Genomic DNA, 23,232 nt, shown 5'->3' on the forward strand with positions numbered 1-23,232 from the left:
TCCTCCTGTTTCTTTTTACTTTACACCAGCTTCGGCAGTTCCTCCCGCAGATACCGCGCCCGCTCTGCCTCCAATTCCTCACGTCCCAACGGCTTGCTCGAACGTTTCTGTAAGTTTGCCGGCTGGATGCCGATCATCAGGCGGTAAATGCTCACAAATTCTGCCGGTTTTAACAGCCCGTCCGCGATGCCCGCCCAGACATGAGATAGAAATGTCATCGCTTCCTTGAGCGTCATCCGGCGCGCATATTTCAGAACGCCGTAGGACTTGTACGCCTCATCCTCCCGCTCCAGGCGGTGCCTCGACAGAGAAACCTCGCGGAACTGATTTTCCTGCGCCGAAAGCTGCCCCGCCACGTTGGCTACCAGCTCCAGAATCTCTTGTTCGGTGATGCCGAGTGTCTTCTGATTGACTACCTCGTACAGATCGCCATAGTTTTCATTGCCTCTGCCATAAACGCCGCGCACGGTCGTGCCGAAACGTCCCATATCGCCCAGAAGTTCCTGAAATTTCTTATTCATCGTCAGAGACGGCAGATGCACGACCACAGACGCCTTCATTGCTGTTCCGACATTCGTCGGATAGGACGTCAGATATCCATATTTCTCATTAAATGCATACGGAATCTTCTCGTTGATATAATCATCCAGCGCATCCGCTTTTGCATAACATTCTTGCAGATCGAGTCCCGATGCCAGCACCTGTAAACGGATATGATCGTCCGCATTTAATACCATGCTGACCCGCTCATCCTCCGAACAGAGGATCCCGCCCGGCGTCGTCTTCTCCGCCAGCGTGCGATTTAAAAGCCGCCGTTCCCGCAATGCGGTGCGGTCAAGCTTCTCCATCAATTCCAGATCTTCATATTCATAAAACTGACCGTCCCGGTCACCCAGATCGCGGAAATTCTGTTTTAAACGGGCAATCATCGTCCGCGCCTCATCCGGCTCCAGACGGCTCGGAAATTTATATTCTTCCCAGTTCCGAGACAGACGCACCCGGCTGGAAACGATATTGGACGCATCATTCGCCACTTCCTCAAACCATTTCGTCATGTCTCATCTCTCCTTCCAGACTGTGTATCTTATCCCGGCAGGCAGCAGCCGTCTCATAGTCTTCTTCCTGCAACGCCGCTTCCAGCCTGCGTTTCAGCTGCTTAATCTGCTCTTCCGGGCTGAATTCCAGTTCTCCTTTCTTCGTCACCTCTGCAGCCGCCTGACTGCGCGGCTGGATCTTCGGATGTTTGCCGGTATGGCTCGAATTTTCCTGCAATTTCTTAATTTTCTCTCCAAGCAACGGATCAAACACATGATAACAGTCCGCGCATCCGAAACGGCTGTTCTTGACAAATTCTTCATACGTCGTGCCGCAGGTCGGGCATACCACATCCTCTTTCGGTGTCTGGCTGGCAGACGCATCCGTCAGTCCCAAAAGGCTCGAAAGCAGTTTTCCAAGCGGAAATTCTCCCTCAATCAGTGCCGAGTACGGTCCCAGATCCATCTCTTTCGCGCACTGGGCGCAGAGATTATGCTCTGTCTTGACGCCGTTAAACACTTCTGTATATTTAATATTCGCTTCGCGAATCCCACATTTCTCACACAGCATAATTTATCCTCCCAACATACACATCCCGCAACGGTTCCAATACACAAAAACCATCGCCCGCAGCCGGAACCTGCTATTCCGCTGTAAATGCGTCATAAATGGAATCCACCAGATTGTGAACCTCCTCGCGGCTCACATTTTTACAGACACCTCTTGCCAGAATCACACTGAGATCCCGGCGCATCTCCGAGATCGTCCGCATCTTATCCGTGTCAAGTGCAATCACTGCCCCGCGGCGGCGGTCCACACGCAGAAAGCCTTCCTGTTTCAGTACAGAATATGCCTTATTGACCGTGTGCATGTTAATTCCGATGTTATCCGCTAACTGGCGCACGGATGGCAGCGTATCGCCCTCCCGGATCTGGTCGGTCGCAATCCCGATGATGATCTGGTTTATGAGCTGAATATAAAGCGCTTCCTCACTGTTAAAATCAATCTCTACAATCATACTCCACCATCTTTCATTCTGACGACAGACCCCGTTTCTAAATACAGTCAGCCGCCTGTTTTATCATTTGTTATATAGATTGTATAACAAACAGATGTTTTCGTCAACTGTAAAACTGTGTTAATTGTGTGAACTTGTTACTGATCACGGATAGGCACTTTTGGAACTGAAAGTGCCGTAAGAAAACGTGGTAGCAGCAGGAATTTGCCGTATTTAAATGCGAAGCCACGGCAAATTCCGTTACTGGGCACGTATGCGTGAACAGTAACGTGAACTTGTTACAAAAAAATCGATATAAAAGAAAAGACAGATACCCGCCAGAAATCTTCTGGACAGATATCCATCTTTTCCTCTTTTATTTACTGCGGATCGTCGATATACTCAAATCCATCCTCATCACGCCGATCCCGCTCTAACCGGGCTTTTGCCTCGCGGGCGCGTCTGGATCGCTCTGATTCCGACTCATATCTCGTTGGGCGATCACCGTATTCCTCCCGTTCCAGCGTGTAGTAAAGCTCCGAGCGGGATGCCGGGCGCACATAAATCGCCGGGCGCGCATTCCGGCGTTCTCCCGATGCTGCAGACTCTTTCGCCGCACGATGCGCCGATGCAGGCGTGCAATCGCGCTGCAGGCGGCTTTCTTTTGCTGAAACGGCACGTTCCCGTTCTGTGCGTCGGCTTTCTGCCACTGCCTGGCGTTCCCGCTCTGCGCGGCTTCCGTCTGCCGAAGTTCTGCGCGGACGCTCTGAATGGCTTTCCTCTGCCGCATCTCTGCGGGTGCGCTGCAGACGTTCTTCTTCTGATGCCTCTCTGCGGACACAAGCCGGACTGCTTTCTTCTGGCATTTCTCTACGAACGCGTTCGGAACGATTTTCGCTTCCTGCTTCCCGGCGACGTCTTTCCTCCGGCATCCGTTTTGCGCGGTCTGCCGATGCTGCCTCCATACTCCGCTCTCGGCGAACCGGCTGGGACGCGCGCTCATCTTCCCTTGTCCGGCGGACCGGCTGCATCTCGCGCTCCTCTTCCCGCTCCCGGCGAACCGGTCTTGTCTCCAGCGTCTCCTGGGTTCGGCGCGCACTCCGACGCCCTTCCTCCATCCGCTCTGCGGACGGGCGGCGTCTGTCATCCGCTGCCATGCGCTCCTTCTCACTCCGCGCTACCGGTCTTGCCGGCATCATTTCCCCATCTTCTCTCTTGTCGCGCCCAGTGCCTCGTTTCACCCGTGCGTCTGCCGCCGGTCGTGCATTCGGCGATGGCGGACGGCGCTTGGACCTCTGTCTGCCTCCGGCTGCCTGCGCTTCCCCTCTCCACTCTTTTCGCTTGAGCAGAAGATTGATCACGATAAAGAACAAGATTACACATGCCACGCCCAGAACCGCAAGCATGATAAAGCGGATATTATAATCCCTGCAAAGTGCGTTGTACTTATCTACAATCTCTTCCACTTGTGCATCATCGTATTTAGTTGCCAGAGACGGGTCTTCAAAATACCGTTGGAAGGTCTTTTCTGCAATATCATACCGGTACAGCGACTTCTCGCCGCTCTCATTCATACCATATACGACACAATACTTCTGCTGTTCATCGCTCTTCCACACCCAGCCCTGCACTTTATACGTGCCGTTTAACTGAATGGTCGTCTCCATAAATCCATCCGGAATCTGAACCGACTCATCCGGTGGAAGCACCAGAATCGACTTTGCTGTCACATCGATCGTCACATACGGCGATAACACACCGGATTCCGGTATATAAATATAAAACGCACCATTTCCATCGGCACCCTGCAAATACAGAAGCGTCAGGTCATTGCCATTTCCACACTGGACCTCTGAACCGCCATAAGTACAGGTAGACTGCGTATATCCTTCCGGAAGCAGGGAGGCATCAAATTCCGTCGCCACCGTATAGGAAACGCCGTCTATTTCCACATCCAGCCCGTTTGTCACAACCGGCCTTGTCCCAACTGCCTCTGTTTCAGCCCCTGTCTCCGCCTCTGACGGCACATCGACCGTATCCAGCTTATTGACTGTGATCGTGTAGCTCTTAGTTGTCTGTCCATCCTCCGCCGTCACCTTGCAGACAACGGTATTAGCACCTACCTTTAAGCTGGAATCACCGCTGACAAGGACTTTCGCCTTGCTGTCCTTCGCACTCGCGCTGACCGCCAGCTTATCGACGCTGGCTCCTACCTGCGCTGTATAGGAAGTCACATTTGGCGAAAATGCAGGAGAAAGTGTTCCTGGAGAAATCTTCAAGGACGAAAGCGCCGCTTCCGCCGAGGAGGTTGCCGGTGCTTTTACTTTGACGCTCGCCGTCCCCGTTTTAGAAACTGTGACTGCCTGTGCATCTGAGTCATAGACTTCATAACTTCCCACAGAGATCGAAGTATTTCCCGCCTGCACTGCCTTGAATTTCAGCGTATAGGAAAATGCCTTCGTCGAATTGGAATCCATCGTTCCAACCAGGCGGACGGAACCTGCACCGCCGCTTGCGTTATTTCCGCTCACAAACTCAATGACCGACGGATCATAGGAAAGTACCACGTCGGATGCCCCTAGATTTCCATCCTGAGAGGAGATCTTCACATTGACGCTGAACTCCTGCCCCACCGTCGCACTCGGATCGGAAAATGAAATTTTTGCGCTGGATGCATAGGCGCTGATCCCGCCAACCGGCGCCGCCACCGTCAGCATACCTGCCGCAAGTATACCTAATATGATATTTTTAAACCTTTTCATTCAACTGCCCTGTCCTATATTCTTTATTGGTAACGGTCCCATATCTGCACCGTTCCCTTTCTTTACAAATTTTCACGTACCCGCTGCCATCTCTCAAGACCAGCCGCAGGTACGTGAAATATCCCTACAGTCCCAAAATCTTCTTCTGCATCAAAAGAACATCCAAAATATCTACTTTTCCATTTCCATTGAGGTCGGCGCGCGCGATTTCTTCCGCTCTTAACTTTCCAAGTCCCAGTATCGACCGCTGTGCCAGCAGGATATCCATGATGTTCAGCTTACCGTCGCCGTTGACATCCCCGCGCACCGACGATGCCGCATGCGTTCCCGATGTGGACTGGGATGGTGCCGCCGCGCTGGTCGGCGACTGACTCCCCTGCGGACTGCCGGCGCTCCCGACAGACTCCCCATTTGGCGCAATCAGGGTTCCGGAACTGCCGCTCCCAAATCCATTCACATTCGATCCCGGTGCGGACTGCCCGGAAGGAGAGCTTCCTGAACTGCTTCCCGAAGAGGTCGGACCGACAATCTGCACATCCGAACCGCCGGAGGAAGAATTTCCTGAACTGCTTCCTGAAGACATGCCCGGTCCCGTCGCCGGACCGCTAGAGCTGCTTCCAGAGGAAACGCCGCTTCCAATCGAGCTTGAGTAGGTCGGACCGCCCGACTGGCGCACTACGTGAAGGACGTAATTTCGCAGATTTCCATTTGCCGCTTTGACCGTCACGGTGATCTCATTGACACCGCTCTGCAGATCGACCGTTCCCGTTCCGGCAATCGTTGCCTTGGAATCAATCGCGCTCGCTGCTACCGTCACGCTTGCCACCGATGGATCCACGATCAGATCGTAGGACTCTGTATCTCGGTTAAAGGTCGGTGTCAGTGCAAATCCATCGACACCCAGCGCCGACAGCTTGTTGTTCGGGCTGCCGTCCAGCGTCGGTTTGACGCAGGCGCCCGCCGGCATGTTTTTATACACCGGAATCGAGAACTCAAGTGTTGTATTTGCCAATGCCGTGATCTTCGAAAGCGTCAGTCCTTCGGCAGCTGCCGCCTGCACGTTCGTCATGTACTGGTGTTTATAAAGGTTGCTGCCCTGCACATTAAATTTCTTTAAGTACAGCGTATCCTGCCCTTTTTTCACATAATTCTCGCCATAATAAACCGAACCGCCGCGGATCGATTTCTCGATGCTGTTCCACGGGCGCAGATAGCTTCCCGACTGGGATGCCCACCAGAGTCCGCGTTCTACCGCACTCATCGAGCCGGACTGATATGCCTCTATATTAAAGAAGTTATAATATCCCTGATAGCCGGACACAGTTCCGGAAATACTGCGTCCGGTTCCCTGGCTGCCCTGTTCCTGCAGAATCATCGACGCCAGAATATATGGATTGACTCCCGATTCGGATGCCGCATTCATGATGATATCTACATAGGAAGTACCGATTGCAGACTGCTGCGCCACTCCCGTGGAAGTTCCCGAACTGCTGGAAGTGCCACTTCCCGGTGCACTTGTTCTTCCGCTGCTGGTTGAACCAGAAGTTGTTCCAGTTGTGCTGCTTCCCGGTGCGCTTGTACTGCCACTGGTGGTTCCAGCCGTGCTGCTGGTTGTCCCCGATGACTTATTCGATGTGCCGCTGCTGACCGGCGCCGTCTCTCCGTCTGCATTGTTGGAAGAAAATCCATCTCCCGCCATGCCCGGTCCATTGGTCGCTGCCACCCGCTCCGTCTTATGATCGCTGATCGAAGCAATCGGAGACGACAGACCGGCGCTGCTTCCGCTCGAACCTGACGAACTTCCCGGTCCCGTCGCTGAACCGGAAGAAGAGCTTCCTGAACCACTTCCCGTACCGGCCGATACCGACGATCCGCCCGACACCGTGCCGGAAAGGAATGTTCCGCTCACCATGTTCTGCAGCCCCGTCTTCGTGTGAAGCGAACTGTCAAACGACTGTTTCATGAACTGGTAAATATATTTATCATTTAAGAAATTCCGCGGATCCATATAATAGGCGATAATATCCGAAGACGCCTGTACCCAGGAGCTTCCGTCAAAGCCCGGCCAGGTTCCGGTTCCCCAGTCATACGCACCTGTCTCGGTCGATTTCCAGGACGAAATGCTGCTGCTCGCAACCAGGTTCCGCCCGATCACGCTTTCATTTTTCAACGCTGTGTTCCAATCCAGATTTGTCTGGAACGCCGTGAACGTCCAATTCGGATATTGTGCATGCAATTCCCGGAGCCCCTGTTTATAGCTCTCCGGAAATCCCTGCTTTGTCAGATAGCTTTCAAAATCCGAATCCGATTTGATCGCAGTCGGAAACTTTATGTATTTGCTCGAAACATACCCCGTCTGCTCACCGCCGCTTCCGCTATATCGTATCTGATACCATACGACGCCATCCGTTCCCGTCTGCTCACCAAGTACTGTAACTGGTGCGCCCTTGGACAGCTTCGCTAGTGCCTGATACGAAGTGCCCGGACCACTCCGGACATTCAGGTTTGTCGCATTGACTGACGCGGTTCTCTCTTCCGCATAGCTGACGATCCCCAGCAAAGACTCTGCTGCAGTACCTGCCAGCCCTGGGTTGACCGCCATCACAGCGCCCAGCAGAAACGCCGCCGCCCGTTTCCCCAATAACTTCCATTTTTTCATCCGTCTATCTCCTCATTCTGCTGCGTTTTCTGCAATTCATCCCCCGCAACGGAATTCTTATTCTGTCTGCCGCCGCATTTCCAGACAGCCGCTCGACTGTTTTCCATCTTTTTCACGTTTTTACAATCGTATCTATTATAATGAAAAAAGACCATATGTGTCAACCTTACCGAAAAAACTTCGCAAAATTTGGGGTCTTTGCGTGAAATTGTAAGATTTTCTTAATTTTTAGAAGCAGTATAAGTTGGCTTTGAAATGTTTTCCGGATATATGATTTTTGAATGCATAGTAGCATAAAAAGGAGTGCCAACCCGGTACACTCTACCGATTCTGGCACTCCTTTTGGCTCAAAATCCTTAAATTCTTTTTAGCTTAGATCTGGTAAGACTCGCTTTTTCTTCCAGCCCAGGTATTGATGCCGTTTCCATCCATCTCCTCAGTGGACACCGGTGCTTTCTTTACTTCCGGTGCAGCCGCTTTCAGGATCTCACGTTTCTCAACCGGCGGTTTCTTTGCCGGACGGGACTCGAAGAACTCTTTTGCCACCTGTGGGAACAGTGCATAAGTCAGGACATCCTCATCCTGCTGCTTCCACTGCTTCATCTCCGCCTCAATCTTCTCAAGCTGCGGCTCGATCAGATCTGCCGGACGACAGGTAATCGGTTTTGCATCGCCGATTGCTTTCTTCTGAACTTCTTTGTCGAACGGCTTTACAGTCTGTCCGAACTCGCCCATCAGAAGTTTCTTGGATTCCTTTGTGAACATCTTGTAGCGCTCGCCCATCAGGACATTTAATACAGCCTGCGTACCAACGATCTGGGAAGACGGAGTAACTAACGGCGGCTCACCGAAGTCTTTGCGGACTCTCGGGATCTCTTTCAGAACATCGTAGTATTTATCCTCTGCGCGCGCTTCTTTCAGCTGGGAAACCAGGTTGGAAAGCATACCGCCCGGGACCTGATAACGCAGGGTATTGATGTCAACGCCCAGAACCTTGGTATTCATCAGACCACTCTTTAACGCTTCCTCACGCATCGGGCGGAAGTAATCTGCGATCTCCGCCAGTTTTTCCTGATCCAGTCCGGTATCATACGGAGTACCTTTGAAGGTCTCAACCATAACCTCGGTCGCCGGCTGGCTCGTTCCCATCGAGAACGGAGACATCGCGGTATCGATCATGTCAGCGCCCGCTTCCACTGCCTTTAGGTACGTCATGGATGCAACGCCGGAGGTGTAATGCGTATGGATATCAATCGGAAGATCAACTGCTTCTTTCAGTGCTTTCACAAGGATCTCTGCATTGTACGGGGTCAGAAGACCTGCCATATCCTTGATACACAGAGAATCAGCGCCCATATCCTCGATTCTCTTTGCAATGTCTTTCCAATAATCCAGTGTATATGCATCACCCAGTGTATAGCTCAGCGCTATCTGTGCGTGTGCTTTTTCTTTGTTGGCTGCCTTTACCGCTGTCTCCAGGTTGCGGATATCATTTAAACAGTCAAAAATACGGATAATATCAATACCATTGGCAACTGATTTCTGTACGAAATATTCTACCACATCATCTGCATAGTGGTTATAACCCAGAATATTCTGTCCGCGAAACAGCATCTGAAGTTTTGTCTTCTTAAAACCATCTCTCAGCTTTCTAAGGCGCTCCCACGGATCTTCCTTCAGGAAACGAAGGCTGGCATCGAATGTCGCACCGCCCCAGCATTCTACTGCATGATATCCAACCTCATCCATCTTTCCGATGATCGGAAGCATCTGCTCCGTTGTCATTCTGGTTGCAATCAGAGACTGGTGCGCGTCACGAAGGACAGTTTCCACGATCTTAACCGGCTTTTTCTTTTCATTTGCCATTCTAAAGATACCTCCCAATACACTTTTATTATGAGTCAACTATCTGCGACCTGGCTGATTAAATAATTCACAGCCATATTTTTATCTATTATACCACAAGTTTCTCGGTTTCTGGATAGTTTTTTTAATATAATTTCATAAGTAAATTCTATATCGTGGAAATGTGGGTTGTGATTTTTACTGATGTCAGAGAGCTTTCCTCTGCGCCGCGTGGGGGCGGCGCAGAGGAAAAAAGTTTCTTGGTCACCTCTTTCTAGTCCGCAGTGCTGCAGCTCGAAAAAACTTCGTTTTTCCTCGCTGTCGGGCATTCGCCCTATGAAAAAAAGAAGCCACACACAGCTGCTTTTGTGTAAACACAACGCTTCTATGGATCACTTCTTTCTAGTCCGCAGTGCGGCAGCTCGAAAAAACTTCGTTTTTCCTCGCTGTCGGGCATTCGCCCTATGAAAAAAAGAAGCCACACACAGCCGCTTTTGTGTAAACACAACGCTTCTGTGTGTGGCTTCTTTTTTTCGCACTGCTCTTTGCTTACGCAAGTTTGGACTTAGCCAGCTCTGCCAGTTTTGCGAAACCTTCTGCATCGTTGATAGCCATGTCAGAAAGGATCTTGCGGTTCATCTCAACACCAGCCTGCTTTAAGCCGTACATGAACTTGCTGTAGGACAGACCATTGATACGTGCTGCTGCGTTGATACGAGCGATCCACAGCTGTCTGAACTGTCTCTTTCTCTCTTTACGACCAGCGTAGGAGCTTGTAAGAGCTCTCATTACGGACTGCTTAGCTACACGGTACTGTTTGGAACGTGCGCCTCTGTAACCCTTTGCCAGCTTTAATACTCTATTGTGTTTCTTTTTAGCGTTTAATCCGCCTTTTACTCTTGCCATCGGTTATTTCCTCCTTCTTAATCCTCGAATCTTATAAGTACGGTAAAATCTTCTTCATTACCTTGCTGTTTGTAGCATCAGTAACGATGTCTTTTCTAAGATTTCTTTTTCTCTTTGTAGATTTCTTAGTTAAGATGTGGGATTTGTAAGCTTTATTTCTTACTAACTTTCCGGTTCCGGTTGTTTTAAAACGTTTAGCAGCTGCTCTGCTTGTTTTCATTTTAGGCATGGTGTAGTCCTCCTTAATAATAGTTATGTCCTTATATCTAGCGTTTCGCAGAAAGGAACAGTACAATACTTCTTCCTTCTACTTTTGCCGGTTTATCAACGGCTGCGATATCGGCAAGCTTCTCTGCAAAATCGTCAAGGATATACTTTGTCTTTGACATATGTGCCATCTCACGACCTCTGAAACGAAGTGTAACCTTTACTTTATTGCCTTTTTCCAGGAATTTTCTCGCATTGTTCATCTTGGTATTCAGGTCATTTTCATCGATATTCGGGGAAAGACGAACTTCCTTGATCTCGATTACCTTCTGTTTCTTCTTAGCTTCTTTTTCTTTTCTTGCAAGCTCGTATCTGTATTTACCGTAATCGATAATCTTGCAGACCGGCGGCTTCGCAGTCGGAGCAATCTTTACTAAATCCAGTTCCGCTTCTTTCGCTAACTTGTAAGCATCCTTTGCGGACATGATTCCAAGCTGCTCTCCATTTTCGCCAATCAAACGAACCTCTCTGTCTCTAATCTGTTCGTTAATCATTAACTCGCTAATAGTCGTGCACCCCCATGATATGTGATGATTTTGGTTGATTCAGTGTCAAAAAAAATAAGTGAACAGTACAGACCATCCACTTACTCATAATAGGAAATCCAATATAGGAAATTTCTCAAATTTATGAACCCACAGTCACTTGCTCGTGCTGAGGTGAGGTAGATAACCTGCTTTCCTGTCTTCGTGAAGTTGTTTCCTCACAACTTTTGTTAGTATACTATGGTTTCTTTGGAATGTCAACCGGTTTTTTCGAGATTTTTGAGAAGATTTTTGAGAAGATTTACAAATGATTTTTAAATATGGTTCACGTGTTGCGCGAATGACGGCAACGTACGCAAATACATTTACGAACATACTAAAAACTACCGCCGGATATCATTACCTATGCCCGATTTTGCTTCCTTCCTGACAGAATTTTCCATATCCAGCGGCATTTTTTATTTCGAATGCTTATGCAGGCTTTCTTCTATTTAAAAAGAAAACCGCATCAGAGTCACCGCTTCTGGAAACTCGAACATTCCGTCTGCATAGAAACCGTCGCATTGCCTCCGGTGATTCCGATGTGTTCCGCACTGCACCGGCGGTCTGTATTATAAACACAGTTCGTTGCCTCGCACTCTACTTCGAGACGGCTCTCCGGTGTTTTAAAAAGGTTGCGGAATGTGCCGCCTTTCTTCTCGTCGAAGCTGCCGCAGCAGGTATCGCATTTATCCTGCGCTGTCTTTCCTTCTACCAGAATGGTATTTTTACAGCAGCAGTTTTCCGCATTGTGCATACATCCGGTTACACTACAATCCAGTTTTGTCATGATTTTTCCTCCTGTTTTCTGACATGCATCACCGAAAGTCTCCTCCGGCATCCAGCCGTCAAACTTTTCAGCGATACACTTTTCAATGTGTCATGGTTTTCGTTGCTGTTCACACATGTATGACCAGTAACGGGATTTTGCCGATACTTCGCATTTCAAATCGACAAAATCCGCAACCAGAACTGTATCGTACGGAATTTTCAGTTCAGAAAATTCCTGCCTGTGAACAGTTACTGGTTTTTAGATTCAGGAGTAGTATCTGCTTCTTTTTTGGATTTATTCGTGCAAACTAAAACAAACGCATCCATGATTTTATCTCACAGATGCGTCTGCCTGATTTTTTAATTTTTCAAAATTATTTAGCTTCGTCTGCTTTCACAGTCTCACGCAGGTTTTTCTCTTCGATCTCCTTCTGGATGGACTCGATGAAGCTCTCTACACTGCTTGCGCCCTCGTCACCCGCAAAACGGCTGCGGACGGAAACGGTCTTCTCTTCCTCCTCTTTCTGTCCAACAACCAGCATGTACGGGATCTTCTGGGTCTGTGCCTCGCGGATCTTGTAGCCGATCTTCTCGGAACGTGTATCCATCTCTGCACGGATGCCAGCCTCGGTCAGCTTGTCCAGAACTTCCTTGCTGTAATCTGCGTATTTGTCAGAGATCGGAAGAATCTTTACCTGTACCGGTGCCAGCCAGGTTGGGAATGCACCTGCGAAGTGCTCGATCAAGATACCGATGAAACGCTCGATGGAACCAAATACAACACGGTGAATCATGATCGGACGATGTTTCTCGCCGTCTGCTCCGGTGTACTCTAATTCAAATCGCTGTGGAAGCTGGAAGTCAAGCTGGATGGTACCACACTGCCAGGTTCTTCCGATAGAATCTTCCAGATGGAAGTCGATCTTCGGTCCATAGAATGCGCCATCGCCCTCGTTTACCACATACGGCAGTCCCAGCTCTTCCAGAGCGGAACGCAAGCCTTCGGTTGCCATCTCCCAATCTTCATCACTTCCCATGCTGTCTTCCGGTCGGGTGGACAGCTCTACGTGATATTTGAACCCAAACAGGGAATATACCTGGTTGATCAGGTGTACAACGCCCTTGATCTCGTCCTTGATCTGCTCCGGTGTCATGAAGATATGTGCATCATCCTGTGTGAAACAGCGTACACGCATCAGACCATGAAGCTGACCAGATTTCTCATGACGATGAACGATACCAAGCTCACCCATACGCAGCGGCAGATCACGGTAGGAACGTGGCTCAGAAGCGTATACCAAAACGCCGCCCGGACAGTTCATTGGTTTAATTGCGTAATCCTCTTCATCGATCACAGTTGTATACATGTTGTTTTTGTAATGATCCCAGTGTCCGGAAGTCTCCCAGAGCTTGCGATTCAGGATGATCGGAGTGGAAATCTCTACATAACCAGCTTTTTTATGGATTTCTCTCCAGTAATCAAGCAGGGTATTTTTCAGTACCATGCCCTTCGGCAGGAAGAACGGGAAGCCCGGACCTGCATCGTGCATCATGAACAGGCCAAGTTCTTTGCCCAGTTTACGATGGTCACGTTTCTTTGCCTCTTCCATCATTGTGATGTATGCTTCCAGATCCTCTTTGGTTGCAAATGCGGTCGCATAGATACGGGTCAGCATTTTGTTCTTCTCGCTGCCTCTCCAGTATGCGCCTGCCAGATTCATCAGCTTAAATGCCTTACCAACACCCTTGGTGTTCATCATGTGAGGTCCTGCACATAAGTCAGTAAAATCACCCTGACGGTAGAAGCTAATCTCTGCATCCTCCGGCAGATCCTCGATTAATTCTACCTTGTACGGCTCCTCTTTCTCCTTCATGAACTCGATCGCTTCATTTCTCGGCAGAGTAAAGCGCTCCAGTGGAAGTGCTTCTTTGATGATTTTCTTCATCTCTGCCTCGATCTTCGGCAAATCCTCTGCAGTCAAAGGGGTAGCCGGATCGACATCATAGTAGAAACCGTCTGCGATGGACGGTCCAATCGCAAGTTTTGTCTCCGGGTAAAGGCGTTTTACAGCCTGTGCCATTACATGGCTGGCGGTATGGCGCAGAGCTGCCAGACCTTTCTCATCCTTTGCAGTCAGGATATTTAACTGACAGTCATGGTCGATCACGGTACGGAGATCTTCTTCCTTACCGTCAACCTCACCCAGACATGCCACTCTCGCCAGGCCTTCGCTGATGTCTTTTGCAATGTCGATGATGGACATCGGGCTCGCATATTCTTTGACAGAGCCATCTTTTAATGTGATCTTCATCTTTTTTCTCCTTTTCGTTCTGAAATAATAAAAGCTTCCTGACCAGAAGAACCACGAAAGAATGTGTCTTGGCACATTCTCGCGCCGAGCACGATCGCCTGCGACATGTTGCTTCTTCGCGCGAGTGCGCATCCCGCGGAGCGTTTTTTGTTTCATAGGACGCAATTTCCTATGAAACAAAAAGTCCCTTAGCCAGATGTTTCTGACTAAGGGACGATTAATCGCGGTTCCACCCTTATTGAATCGATCGTTCGGATCGATTCCACTTCATTCTGATGATAACGGAATCACCGTTCCCGATTAAGGGACATTCAAAGCTGGTATTCAGATTTGCTTTCCTGTCCGACGCTTCCACCCACAGCCACCTGCCTCTGTTATTTCAGGCTTTTCCTGCGACGCCGTTCTCTGTCCAGTTCCACAATCCTACTGGTCTTCTCAACACTTTCTTTCTATATAGATAAACCCGTTTCTGGTTCATCATTACAGTCTCGATTATATCAGCTGTTTCTATTTTGTCAAGATATTTTTCTCTTGAGTTTTCACTGCATTGACAGACCGCCTCTTTCATGGTATGATAATAAGGCTATAAATATAAGGGCCAGTACCGGTTTCGACAGGGATCATGAAGCTGGTGAAGCTATCCGCATGCGATGCGTTAAATGGCAAACTTAAAATTAAACGCTAACAACAAATTAGCATACGCTGCCTAATTTGGCAGTTGTCAGCCTTAGAGCACTCACACTTTAAGAATCTGGCATCGAATATGTGAGAAACGATGACAGGCGGGTTCCGGACTGTCAGGCGTATCAGGAACTACTGAAGTTCTGAGGATGTTCGTTTCCGCAGGATAGAGGGAATGTCAAAGAACGGACTATGATAGTAGAAGAACAGGGAATTGGTTTTTGGACACGGGTTCAACTCCCGTCTGGTCCACTAAAAAGAACTGCCGCCCAGCAAATCATTTGCTGATGCGGCAGTTCTTTTTCTTATCTATTTTTATTCTGCATCTTTTACCGATTCTGGAATATCTCAATAATCGCCTTCACGATCGCCACCAGCACATTCCACATCCGTTTTAACGGACCTTCTTCACTGCTGCCGTCTGCCTCCTGATCGGAGATATCGGTTGATTCATCATCATCGCTGATCTCATCGGTCCGCAGGACGATCTGCACGCTGTTCGGGGACGGATTTTTCGAGGAGGTAAAGGAAATCTTCTCCGCCTCCGGATCTATGTTCAGGAAGTTGTTCTCATCCTCAAACTTATCGATCTGCTCATCGAGCGTACTCTTCATGTCTTCCCCCGCTTCCCGAACCGCCGCAAGCTGATCGATCATGGTCAGGTTCTTATCAAGAATCTTCTCCATGCCCTGCAGCGTTGCCTTGGTTCCGGCATCCAGCGAATCACCTGCCGAAATCAGCGTGTCATTCAAAAGACTGAGCATATCATGTGTGGTATAAAGTGCCCTGGTCAGCCGGTTCATCAGTTCTTCAGAATCAGACAGGGAATCCAGCATCGTCGGCACATATTTATCCGTTGTGTCAATCAGGACCCGCATATCATCCAGCAAATTAATCAGTTCATCGGTCGAACTTCTGAGCGCCGATAAAGTCGAACCCGTCTTGCCAGTAATATCTCCCGCCGTCTTGAACGCACCATTCACTTTATTCACAATCGTTTTCGCAGTTTTCTGCGCCTGCTCCACTTTCTGGAAAATGCCCTTCGTCTCTTCCACCAGACTTGCAGCATCCGCAGAATAAGTAGTCGCTGACAGAGACTCCAGCGCCTCCTCTACATCATCTTCTGCATTGCCAATCTCATCTTCCCAGCTCGCATCATTGACACCGCCGCTTCCCGGCTCGCCGGACGGTCCGGCTGTCAGGGCTCCCGCAGAAACCTCGGTTCCAAATGCATTCACCTCTGCATCCTGACCCGAGGAGTTGTCTTCCGAAGCGGAACCCGAATTCTTAGCAGAATCCGTCTCTGCCTTGTCTGCCGTCGAAGCAGGATTCTTCTCTTCCGTCTTTGTCGCTGATTCAGCCGCTTTTTCCGCCTGGTTACCAGCTGCACCAGACGCTATGCCTGCGCCCGCTGCTTCCTGTTCAGCCGAATCTTTACTTTCTGTTCCTGCTGAGCCAGAGGCCGAAGTGCCTGCTGCCATTTCCGCGTCATCCGTGGTATTTGCAGAACCCGTAGTTTTTGCATGATCGGCGGCACCTGCAGAATCCGTGATATCTGCGCTGCCAGCCGCCCCCGCTGTCTGACCATTTCCGTTTCCAGATGCCGCCTCCGACGATACAGATGTCTCTTCCTTCTCCGCACTCTTCATCTTGCGGATCCGTTTCAGCTTCATGCCGTCTAACGTGGCTAAACTCTGATTCAGGCTTCCAATCCCCTGTTCTGTCACCGCCAGGGAGGTATTTCCCTGTCCCAGAAGTTTATCGAGTTCTTCCAAAATTTTCTGGACTTCCGCCGTCTTCTGAGCAAGCTCTTTCTCGATCGCCTCCTGCGACTGCTGGCTGAGCAGTCCCTTGTTCAGCTCATCGGCTGCCGAACGCAGCGATTTACTCAAACCTCCCAGACGATCATACAGGCGATCTAGTTCATCCTGCATATCTTCCATCGTATTGGAAAGCGCCTGTGTGTTGCTGTTAATATCCGTCACCGCATCGCGCGCCGTCTGTAAATACGGAATCATGACCGTCGTCTGATCCGTGACCGCCTGCAGATCGGCAAGCGCCTGTGTCGAGAGCGCCTCGATCTGTTTCCGGTTAGCACTGACGGTTCCACGCGCCTGATCGAGATTTGCCAGACCGCCCTTCACGCCGGAAACATCCGACTTCATGGATTCCATCGTCTTTAACAGCGCATTCATGCTGTCATACATCTTGTTTCCATCCTCGCGCCAGGTATCTTTCGCCTCTTTCAGATCCTTGATGCGGTTCAGCTCATCCAGGGTCCCCGGAACCATCATCATAATGACTCCGATATTCTCATACTTATCCGTGCCGACCCGGACTGTAAAATCGCCGTCCTCGCCCGGAAGCGCCGCAAACATTGCCGCCTGATAGCTTCCAACCGACTGCACCTGCGCGCCCGGCGCATCGACACTATAGCATTTCTCCATATCCACCGGCACAAGCACGGTCAACACCATATTATTTTTATAATACGCCTTCGCCTTCTCATTCGGGGTCGCCTTTACATTGACCTCAACCAGACCAGACGCCCCCGCCAGTTTGGATGCATCCGCTTCCACTCCATTAAGTTTATAGGAAACGTCAAACGTCCACGGCAGATCGACGCTGTTTTTCGGCATCGTACACTGATAATAAAAACGCGAATTCTTCTCCGGCAGTTTCCATGTGACGGTTCCATCGCCAATTTCCGGCGCCGTGTCGTCCGTCATGTTGACCACCTTGTCATAGGTACCATAATCGGTATATTCGGTCAATCCATTCGTGGTACAGCCTTTGACCACATTGATCTGCGTTGCCGTTCCATAATAGTCCAGATTGACATACATCGTTTCATCTACCTGAACTCTTGGTGCAGCCGCCCGGACAGGAACTGCCGCACTCGTTACCAGCGTAACCGCTGCCAGCGTCGCCGCCGCTCCTCTTCTAATGATCTTCTTCATGGCTTCCAGCCTCCCTTTTTTCTGTCATCTTCCGTTTCCGGTCTTTTCTTCGTTCTCTCACTTTTCCGAGTAGCCGGAGCTTTCTTCTGTGTTTCTCCCGCGCCTCCGCATCGGAATCTGTTTTCTCTTGAGAACCGCCCGTCTCTGTCATTTCTGTATCTTCCAGCGCTTTCGTTTCAGCTTTGAATTGTTTTCTTTTCGACGTAACTGAATCCACCAGCGGCTTTTTCCCTTTCCACACGGCACCAGCCACGCGTCTTGCCGCCCGTTTCATACGGGCATGGCGGCGTTCGCGCCGTTTTTTGAAAAACAGATGAATCCTCTCAAATTCGTTCTGCATCAGGATATGATCAAACAATACCAGAAATGCCGGCATCAGGGAGCAGACAAAAAGCATACTAATCAGAGCCCCCCGTCCAATCAAATGTCCCAGATCGCCGATCGCCGCGACACTCGATACCTTGTATACAATATATCCGGCACAGGTCAGGATCGAACCGGATGTCAGAATCGCCGGAATACCAAGATTCAGCGCCCCGATCGCCGCTTCCTTCTTACCCATCGTCTTGCGGCATTCCAGATAATTGTTCGTCGTCAGAATCGCATAATCGACGGTCGCGCCCAGCTGGATACAGCTTACGATAATGTAACCAATGAAAATCATCGTGTCTCCGACGATGTACGGTACCGCCATATTGACGAAAATCGCGACCTCAATCGGAATCATGATAAGGAGCGGAATAATCAGTGATTTAAAACTCCACATGACAACCACAAATACGCCGATCAGCGACATCACATTGACACGGCTGTAATCCTTCGTGATCGTCGTCTGGATGTCCTGTGTGGACGGTGTTGTGCCGACCAGATACGAATTTTCCGGATAATATTTCTTCATGATCGCCTGGATCTCATCCGAGCACTGGTACGCCAGCTTGCTCTCGCCCTTACTCTTAACGTAAATAAGGATTCTCGCATAATCTTTTTTATGTAACTGGCTTGTGATGCTGTACGGAAGGAAATCTTCCGGTACGCCCTCCGGGAGCTGCCCGGACAAGGACGTTACACTCTTCATGTACGGCAGGTCTTCCAGCTCATCCGTGAACTGTTTTTCCTTGATAAAAGAAGTATCCGGCACGATTGCCATCATCATATTGCTTCGTCCGAATTTCGCTGTGATCAGCTCATCATCCTCATATACCGTCGTTCCCTCGCTGGCGCCGACCGCGTCATTTCCGTAGAGGAAATCGTTCATGCTCTGCGCCGTGTATGCCGGGATCGCCAGCACCGCAATCAGAATCAGCACGATGCGGCGGCTGTTGTAGATACCGTGGCTGAGCTTATCAAACGACGGCAGGAACGAACGATGGGATGTTTTCTCAATCATCGGCGTCATACGCAGAATCATCGCCGGCATAAAAAACACCACTGTCAGAAGACTCAGGACAATACCTTTTGCCAGCACAAGTCCCATATCAAATCCGATATTAAACTTCATAAAACACAGAACGATAAATCCGACGATCGTCGTCAGGCTGCTGGCGAAAATGGAGTTTAATGCCTCATTGATCGCGTTGCTTAACGCGGTCATCTGATCCAGTCCCTTTGCCTTTTCCCTCGCAAACGCGTGGCTTAAGAAAATCGAATAATCCATCGAGCAGGCGAGCTGCAGGACCGCCGACACACTGTTCGTCAAAAAGGATATCCGCCCGATAAACAGGTTCGTTCCTTTGTTCAGGACGATCGCCACGCCCATGACCGTCAGATACAGCACCGGTTCAAACCAGGAGTTCGTCGTCACGGTCAGAATCAGGAAAATAACCACGACCGCCAGCGTCATAATCAGCTTCATCTCGCTCGAAACATTTTCCTGCAGCGATTTGTTCTGAACCGCCATGCCGACGTAATGTCCCTTGTCTCCGAGAATGTCCTTGATCTCATCGATCGTCTGGGACGTCCTCTTATCCGTGTCGCCGTTTACAAAAACAATATCCATAACCGCCGTATTATCCTTGTAATACTCATCAACACTATTAAAGTTGATAAATGCGTCCGCCGCGTATACGCTGGTCGATGTATCGAGCCACATGACCTGATCGACTCCGTCCAACGCCTCTATTTTATCCTTGTAGGCTTTCGCCTCATAAAGCGAAACATCATCAATCATGATGCGCCCCGTGCCGGGGTAGCCGAATTTCTCTTCCATCAGGTCCAGTCCCTGTTTGGACTGGACGGTCGACGGCAGGTATTCCGTCAGATCATAGTTGATCTCGACAAACGGCGCCATGAGCGCTGATATCAGCACCAGAACCAGAAAGACAATCTCGATCGCCCTGCTCCGCTCAATGATGAATTTCGGCAGGGAGAAGGCTTCTTTTTCCGTCTGTTTTTCTTCTTTGCGTTTATGTAAAAATTTCAGTTTCATGCCTGCTTGCTCCTGTCATACAATGATTGCGATCCTTACCGCATCAAAATAATCATATAATAATGCTTATCGCCGACCTGCTGATGTGCAACACCCATTTCCTTATAATAAATCACCCGGTCCACGCGCTTTTTCTCGTCGCTGTCGTGATTACGCAGAAGCTTTTCTTCTGCCTGCGTCACATCATCACAGTTGATGAGGTAAATCTCCGTATGACGTCTCGCAGTGCTTTCCCCGATGGATTTGAGGTAATCATCAAGTGTGCCTTCATCCGGGATCCGGCTGCTTCCATAGCCCTTACTGCGTGCCATCGCCAGACGGTGTTCGGCGATCTGCTGTAATTTTCCATTTAAAATAAAGCTGGCATCTTTATCGTAATCTTTTTTGTCATCGTCATAGTAATCTTCTTCCTCATCCCCGTCAAACGCGTCCGCCTTCAGCTCATTTAAGCTGTCCGCCATCGCCTGGGTATCTGCATCCAGAAATGCCAGCGTGTACGCGCCGCCGCCCGTGTTTTTCTTCTTTTTGGCGTTCGCCAGGCTGCCGTCCGCGTTGATCGTATACTGCGTCTCATCCTTTGTGAAGGTCGTTCCCTCCATCGCGCCGCTGTCTTTCAGGAAATAGTATTTTCCGTCGATATTCTGCCAGCCGGTCGCCATCGCGCCGTCCCCTTGCAGATAATACCAGGTTCCATTTTCCTGCTCCCAGCCCGTTTTCATCAAACTGTCTGCTCCGAGCAGGTACCATTTTCCGCCCATCTGCTGCCAACCCGTCAGGTAAGAACCGTCCATTCCCACCAGATAATAACCATTCTCCACCGGCTGCCAGACACCCGCATCATCCGCAAGCACTGTCTGGGCGGCAGACGCTGAGAAAAGGAGACTTACTCCTGCAATTCCTGCCAGCCGTACTATCTTATGTCCCAGAACCGCTTTCAGCGCCCTTTTTAACCCCGGCGCCGTCCGTTTTTCTTCCTTCTTCATCCACAAACTTCTGTCCTTCATACGCTGTCCTCACTCTTCTTTATGCTTATTGATCGGATCCATCTGTTTCCAGTTCCACTCCCCGTGCCGTTAAAAGTGCCCGGAGCATCGCCGCCAGTTCCTTTTCCGAGATCCGGCTGCTGTCAATCAGCATATTATAACTTGCTTTATCCGCCCATGTCTTTTTTGCATAAAAATTATAATAATTTTTCCGTATTTTATCCGCTTGTTTGATCAGGTATTCAGCTTCTTTTTCATCTGTCTCGTAACGCCGCATAATCTCCTTCACGCGCGCCTCCATCGGGGCATATATAAATAGAGAAATAAGCCCTTCTGTCTCCTCCAGGATCTTGTCAGCGCAGCGTCCCACGATAATGCATGGACCTTTCTTCGCATACTCCCGGATCAACTGGGACTGCACGACAAACAAGGTATCATTCATCGGCTTTCCATAACCGGTAAACGGATTGCACTTGGCCGGAACCTTAAAAAGGAAACGGTTCGCCTTCATCTCGTCCGCCTCTTCCAGTTCCTCCATCTTAAATCCGCCGCACACCGCTGCTTCCTCTATCAGATGGCGGTCATAACAGGGAATTCCCAGTTCCTTTGCCAGAGACTTCCCCAGATTATGGCCGCCGCTTCCAAACTCTCTTCCGATTGTAATGACAAAATTTTTCATACCAGATTCCACCTTCGTATCTATTTCCTTTTGCTTTCGCATATGCTGCAGGTTCTCATAGCCGTTCCTTTCACGATTGTCAGCCACTCCTGCCGTCTGTGAAACGTTCCATACAAAAGACTTCTTCGCAGTGAACAGTTACATCTAAAATAGAGCATATACAACTCATGTCTGTTTAATTGACATTTGTTCATTTTTGAACTATAATGCATTATACTAAGTTGTTCGAATGAATACAATAATCATTTTTACGTCAGTTGTATTTTAATCAACATTTCATCACATTATGTTTGTTTTTTGTATCTGGTGTGCCCATTTTTACTTATTTTTAACACTCCCTTCATCCACAGCCTCCGATACACAGTCATACGGCGTTTCCCCGTCTGGAAACGTTCAGAAAGGAAGTCACTATGAAAGAAGAAATACTCGACCGGCGTGTACGAAAGACGAGACGCCAGTTAAAAGAATGCTTAACCCGCCTCCTCAAAGAAAAAAAAATTCAGGATATCACGGTGCGCGAACTCGCCGAGATGGCTGACATCAACCGCGGCACCTTTTATCTTCATTATAAAGATGTCTTTGACCTGATGGATCAGATCAAAAATGAACTGATCGAGGAGGTTGAGTCTGTCCTGACGCACCATCCCGTTCCCGAACTGGTAGCGCGCCCTTCCCTCGCACTCTCAGAACTATTTCCTCTTGTACAGGAAAATGCAGAGATTGTTTCTATCTTAATAGGAGAAAACGGTGATCTGAATTTTGTCAACCGCCTGAAACGCATTGTCAGCGATAAATGTTTAAAAGGCTGGCTGGATCTCAAATGTTCCAGCGATCCGGATACGCTCGCGGCATTTTCCGCCTTTATCGTTTCCGGCTGTGTCGGTACCGTTCAGTACTGGATCGAAAGCGGCATGAAGGAATCCACAGAACAGATGGCAATCTTGACAGAGGACTTTATCTTAAAAGGCATCCGGGTGCTGGAAAATCCGGCTTGACTTTCACGAAATTCCGTGCTTTAATAAAACTGCAATTTTTAAAAATTCAGAAAGGAGAACCACATGGACAGTTGTGACAGCAACGGGCGAAGTCGTCGCGATGGGCAAAATCAAACTATGAATTCCAACCATGCGTACCAGACTGTTGGTCTGCCGCAGGGTCTTTTTGAGTGTGAATCGGGCTGTCTGGCAGCACATTTCCGCCTGCTTTAACAGGCTGGTGATTCAGTGCTGAACGTTTCCCGGCACGATTGGTTTTCATATATATTTGTCCATCGCCCTGGCGCGGGTTTGAAACTGCCATCTGCGGCATTTCATCCTGTTCCCGACTGGCGGTGGATTTTTTTATCCCCGCACTGCTCGCCCTGTACGTCCCAAACGGCATTAAATAGAACGACAGAAAGCGAGGGAACCAAATATGAATCAGACTC

Annotated in this window: 16 protein-coding genes and 1 other RNA gene; 2 read left to right on the plus strand and 15 right to left on the minus strand. The window is 49.4% G+C overall.

Going from position 1 to position 23,232, the window contains the following annotated elements; all coding sequences use genetic code 11:
• Window positions 1-20 precede the first annotated feature (20 nt).
• The 11 genes from DWX68_RS02730 to thrS all read right to left on the minus strand — a co-directional run bounded on the left by DWX68_RS02730 (window position 21) and on the right by thrS (window position 14,078).
• Entirely contained in the window at window positions 21-1,055 is a 1,035-nt protein-coding gene (locus DWX68_RS02730) for an ATP--guanido phosphotransferase (protein WP_107000011.1), read from the minus strand.
• Window positions 1,039-1,605: a UvrB/UvrC motif-containing protein gene (locus DWX68_RS02735; RefSeq protein ID WP_118628549.1), complete on the minus strand. Its 567-nt coding sequence runs from the start codon at window positions 1,603-1,605 to the stop codon at window positions 1,039-1,041. The genes DWX68_RS02730 and DWX68_RS02735 overlap by 17 nt, the downstream gene beginning before the upstream one ends.
• Window positions 1,606-1,678: 73 nt before the next feature.
• Window positions 1,679-2,053, minus strand: coding sequence for a GntR family transcriptional regulator (locus DWX68_RS02740; protein WP_022359631.1), 375 nt, complete (start codon window positions 2,051-2,053; stop codon window positions 1,679-1,681).
• 359 nt (window positions 2,054-2,412) lie between these two features.
• A complete protein-coding gene (locus DWX68_RS02745; RefSeq protein ID WP_118628550.1) occupies window positions 2,413-4,794 on the minus strand; it encodes a cadherin-like beta sandwich domain-containing protein in 2,382 nt (793 codons plus the stop codon).
• A gap of 124 nt (window positions 4,795-4,918) precedes the next feature.
• Window positions 4,919-7,453: an SH3 domain-containing protein gene (locus tag DWX68_RS02750; RefSeq protein WP_118628551.1), complete on the minus strand. Its 2,535-nt coding sequence runs from the start codon at window positions 7,451-7,453 to the stop codon at window positions 4,919-4,921.
• A 372-nt stretch (window positions 7,454-7,825) separates the two neighbouring features.
• On the minus strand, window positions 7,826-9,319 hold the full coding sequence (locus DWX68_RS02755; RefSeq protein WP_022358437.1) for an oxaloacetate decarboxylase subunit alpha: 1,494 nt from the start codon (window positions 9,317-9,319) through the stop codon (window positions 7,826-7,828).
• 528 nt (window positions 9,320-9,847) lie between these two features.
• On the minus strand, window positions 9,848-10,204 hold the full coding sequence (gene rplT / locus DWX68_RS02760) for a 50S ribosomal protein L20 (protein ID WP_022358436.1): 357 nt from the start codon (window positions 10,202-10,204) through the stop codon (window positions 9,848-9,850).
• Window positions 10,205-10,235: 31 nt separating this feature from the next.
• Window positions 10,236-10,433, minus strand: a complete 198-nt coding sequence (gene rpmI, locus DWX68_RS02765; RefSeq protein WP_022358435.1) for a 50S ribosomal protein L35 — start codon at window positions 10,431-10,433, stop codon at window positions 10,236-10,238.
• Window positions 10,434-10,470: 37 nt separating this feature from the next.
• Window positions 10,471-10,965: a translation initiation factor IF-3 gene (infC, locus tag DWX68_RS02770; RefSeq protein ID WP_107000016.1), complete on the minus strand. Its 495-nt coding sequence runs from the start codon at window positions 10,963-10,965 to the stop codon at window positions 10,471-10,473.
• A 505-nt stretch (window positions 10,966-11,470) separates the two neighbouring features.
• The gene (locus DWX68_RS02775; RefSeq protein ID WP_107000017.1) at window positions 11,471-11,785 is read right to left on the minus strand and encodes a DUF1540 domain-containing protein; all 315 of its coding nucleotides are present in this window, start codon (window positions 11,783-11,785) and stop codon (window positions 11,471-11,473) included.
• Window positions 11,786-12,140: 355 nt separating this feature from the next.
• Window positions 12,141-14,078 carry a threonine--tRNA ligase gene (gene thrS / locus DWX68_RS02780; protein WP_107000018.1) on the minus strand — a complete coding sequence of 646 codons (1,938 nt, stop codon included), beginning with the start codon at window positions 14,076-14,078 and terminating at the stop codon, window positions 12,141-12,143.
• A gap of 595 nt (window positions 14,079-14,673) precedes the next feature.
• Between thrS and ssrA the strand changes: the two genes are divergently transcribed.
• Window positions 14,674-15,014: a transfer-messenger RNA gene (gene ssrA, locus DWX68_RS02790) on the plus strand.
• Between the two features lie 74 nt (window positions 15,015-15,088).
• Here the strand turns inward: ssrA and DWX68_RS02795 are convergent.
• The 4 genes from DWX68_RS02795 to DWX68_RS02810 are packed head-to-tail and all read right to left on the minus strand — an operon-like array spanning window position 15,089 to window position 21,806.
• Window positions 15,089-17,719 (minus strand): hypothetical protein, encoded by a 2,631-nt coding sequence (locus DWX68_RS02795; RefSeq protein ID WP_118628552.1) that lies wholly within the window; start codon window positions 17,717-17,719, stop codon window positions 15,089-15,091.
• A complete protein-coding gene (locus DWX68_RS02800) occupies window positions 17,703-20,144 on the minus strand; it encodes an MMPL family transporter (protein WP_118628553.1) in 2,442 nt (813 codons plus the stop codon). Before DWX68_RS02800 ends, DWX68_RS02795 begins: the two co-directional genes overlap by 17 nt.
• 35 nt (window positions 20,145-20,179) lie before the next feature.
• Complete coding sequence (locus DWX68_RS02805) at window positions 20,180-21,127, minus strand: cell surface protein (protein ID WP_243027501.1); 948 nt, start codon at window positions 21,125-21,127, stop codon at window positions 20,180-20,182.
• A gap of 46 nt (window positions 21,128-21,173) precedes the next feature.
• Window positions 21,174-21,806 carry a cytidylate kinase-like family protein gene (locus tag DWX68_RS02810; protein ID WP_118468738.1) on the minus strand — a complete coding sequence of 211 codons (633 nt, stop codon included), beginning with the start codon at window positions 21,804-21,806 and terminating at the stop codon, window positions 21,174-21,176.
• 410 nt (window positions 21,807-22,216) lie between these two features.
• Between DWX68_RS02810 and DWX68_RS02815 the strand changes: the two genes are divergently transcribed.
• Window positions 22,217-22,801 (plus strand): TetR/AcrR family transcriptional regulator, encoded by a 585-nt coding sequence (locus DWX68_RS02815; RefSeq protein WP_107000022.1) that lies wholly within the window; start codon window positions 22,217-22,219, stop codon window positions 22,799-22,801.
• Window positions 22,802-23,232 lie beyond the last annotated feature (431 nt).

Source organism: Clostridium sp. AF20-7, from assembly GCF_003479275.1.
Classification (GTDB): domain Bacteria; phylum Bacillota; class Clostridia; order Lachnospirales; family Lachnospiraceae; genus Otoolea; species Otoolea fessa.

Coding starts and splice junctions, on each gene's coding strand:
- DWX68_RS02755 (WP_022358437.1), bottom strand. CDS start 9,319: ATGGCAAATGAAAAGAAAAAGCCGGTTAAGATCGTGGAAACTGTCCTT.
- infC (WP_107000016.1), bottom strand. CDS start 10,965: ATGATTAACGAACAGATTAGAGACAGAGAGGTTCGTTTGATTGGCGAA.
- DWX68_RS02800 (WP_118628553.1), bottom strand. CDS start 20,144: ATGAAACTGAAATTTTTACATAAACGCAAAGAAGAAAAACAGACGGAA.
- DWX68_RS02740 (WP_022359631.1), bottom strand. CDS start 2,053: ATGATTGTAGAGATTGATTTTAACAGTGAGGAAGCGCTTTATATTCAG.
- DWX68_RS02750 (WP_118628551.1), bottom strand. CDS start 7,453: ATGAAAAAATGGAAGTTATTGGGGAAACGGGCGGCGGCGTTTCTGCTG.
- rplT (WP_022358436.1), bottom strand. CDS start 10,204: ATGGCAAGAGTAAAAGGCGGATTAAACGCTAAAAAGAAACACAATAGA.
- DWX68_RS02745 (WP_118628550.1), bottom strand. CDS start 4,794: ATGAAAAGGTTTAAAAATATCATATTAGGTATACTTGCGGCAGGTATG.
- DWX68_RS02775 (WP_107000017.1), bottom strand. CDS start 11,785: ATGACAAAACTGGATTGTAGTGTAACCGGATGTATGCACAATGCGGAA.
- DWX68_RS02815 (WP_107000022.1), top strand. CDS start 22,217: ATGAAAGAAGAAATACTCGACCGGCGTGTACGAAAGACGAGACGCCAG.
- DWX68_RS02735 (WP_118628549.1), bottom strand. CDS start 1,605: ATGCTGTGTGAGAAATGTGGGATTCGCGAAGCGAATATTAAATATACA.
- rpmI (WP_022358435.1), bottom strand. CDS start 10,433: ATGCCTAAAATGAAAACAAGCAGAGCAGCTGCTAAACGTTTTAAAACA.
- DWX68_RS02810 (WP_118468738.1), bottom strand. CDS start 21,806: ATGAAAAATTTTGTCATTACAATCGGAAGAGAGTTTGGAAGCGGCGGC.
- DWX68_RS02795 (WP_118628552.1), bottom strand. CDS start 17,719: ATGAAGAAGATCATTAGAAGAGGAGCGGCGGCGACGCTGGCAGCGGTT.
- DWX68_RS02805 (WP_243027501.1), bottom strand. CDS start 21,127: ATGAAGAAGGAAGAAAAACGGACGGCGCCGGGGTTAAAAAGGGCGCTG.
- thrS (WP_107000018.1), bottom strand. CDS start 14,078: ATGAAGATCACATTAAAAGATGGCTCTGTCAAAGAATATGCGAGCCCG.
- DWX68_RS02730 (WP_107000011.1), bottom strand. CDS start 1,055: ATGACGAAATGGTTTGAGGAAGTGGCGAATGATGCGTCCAATATCGTT.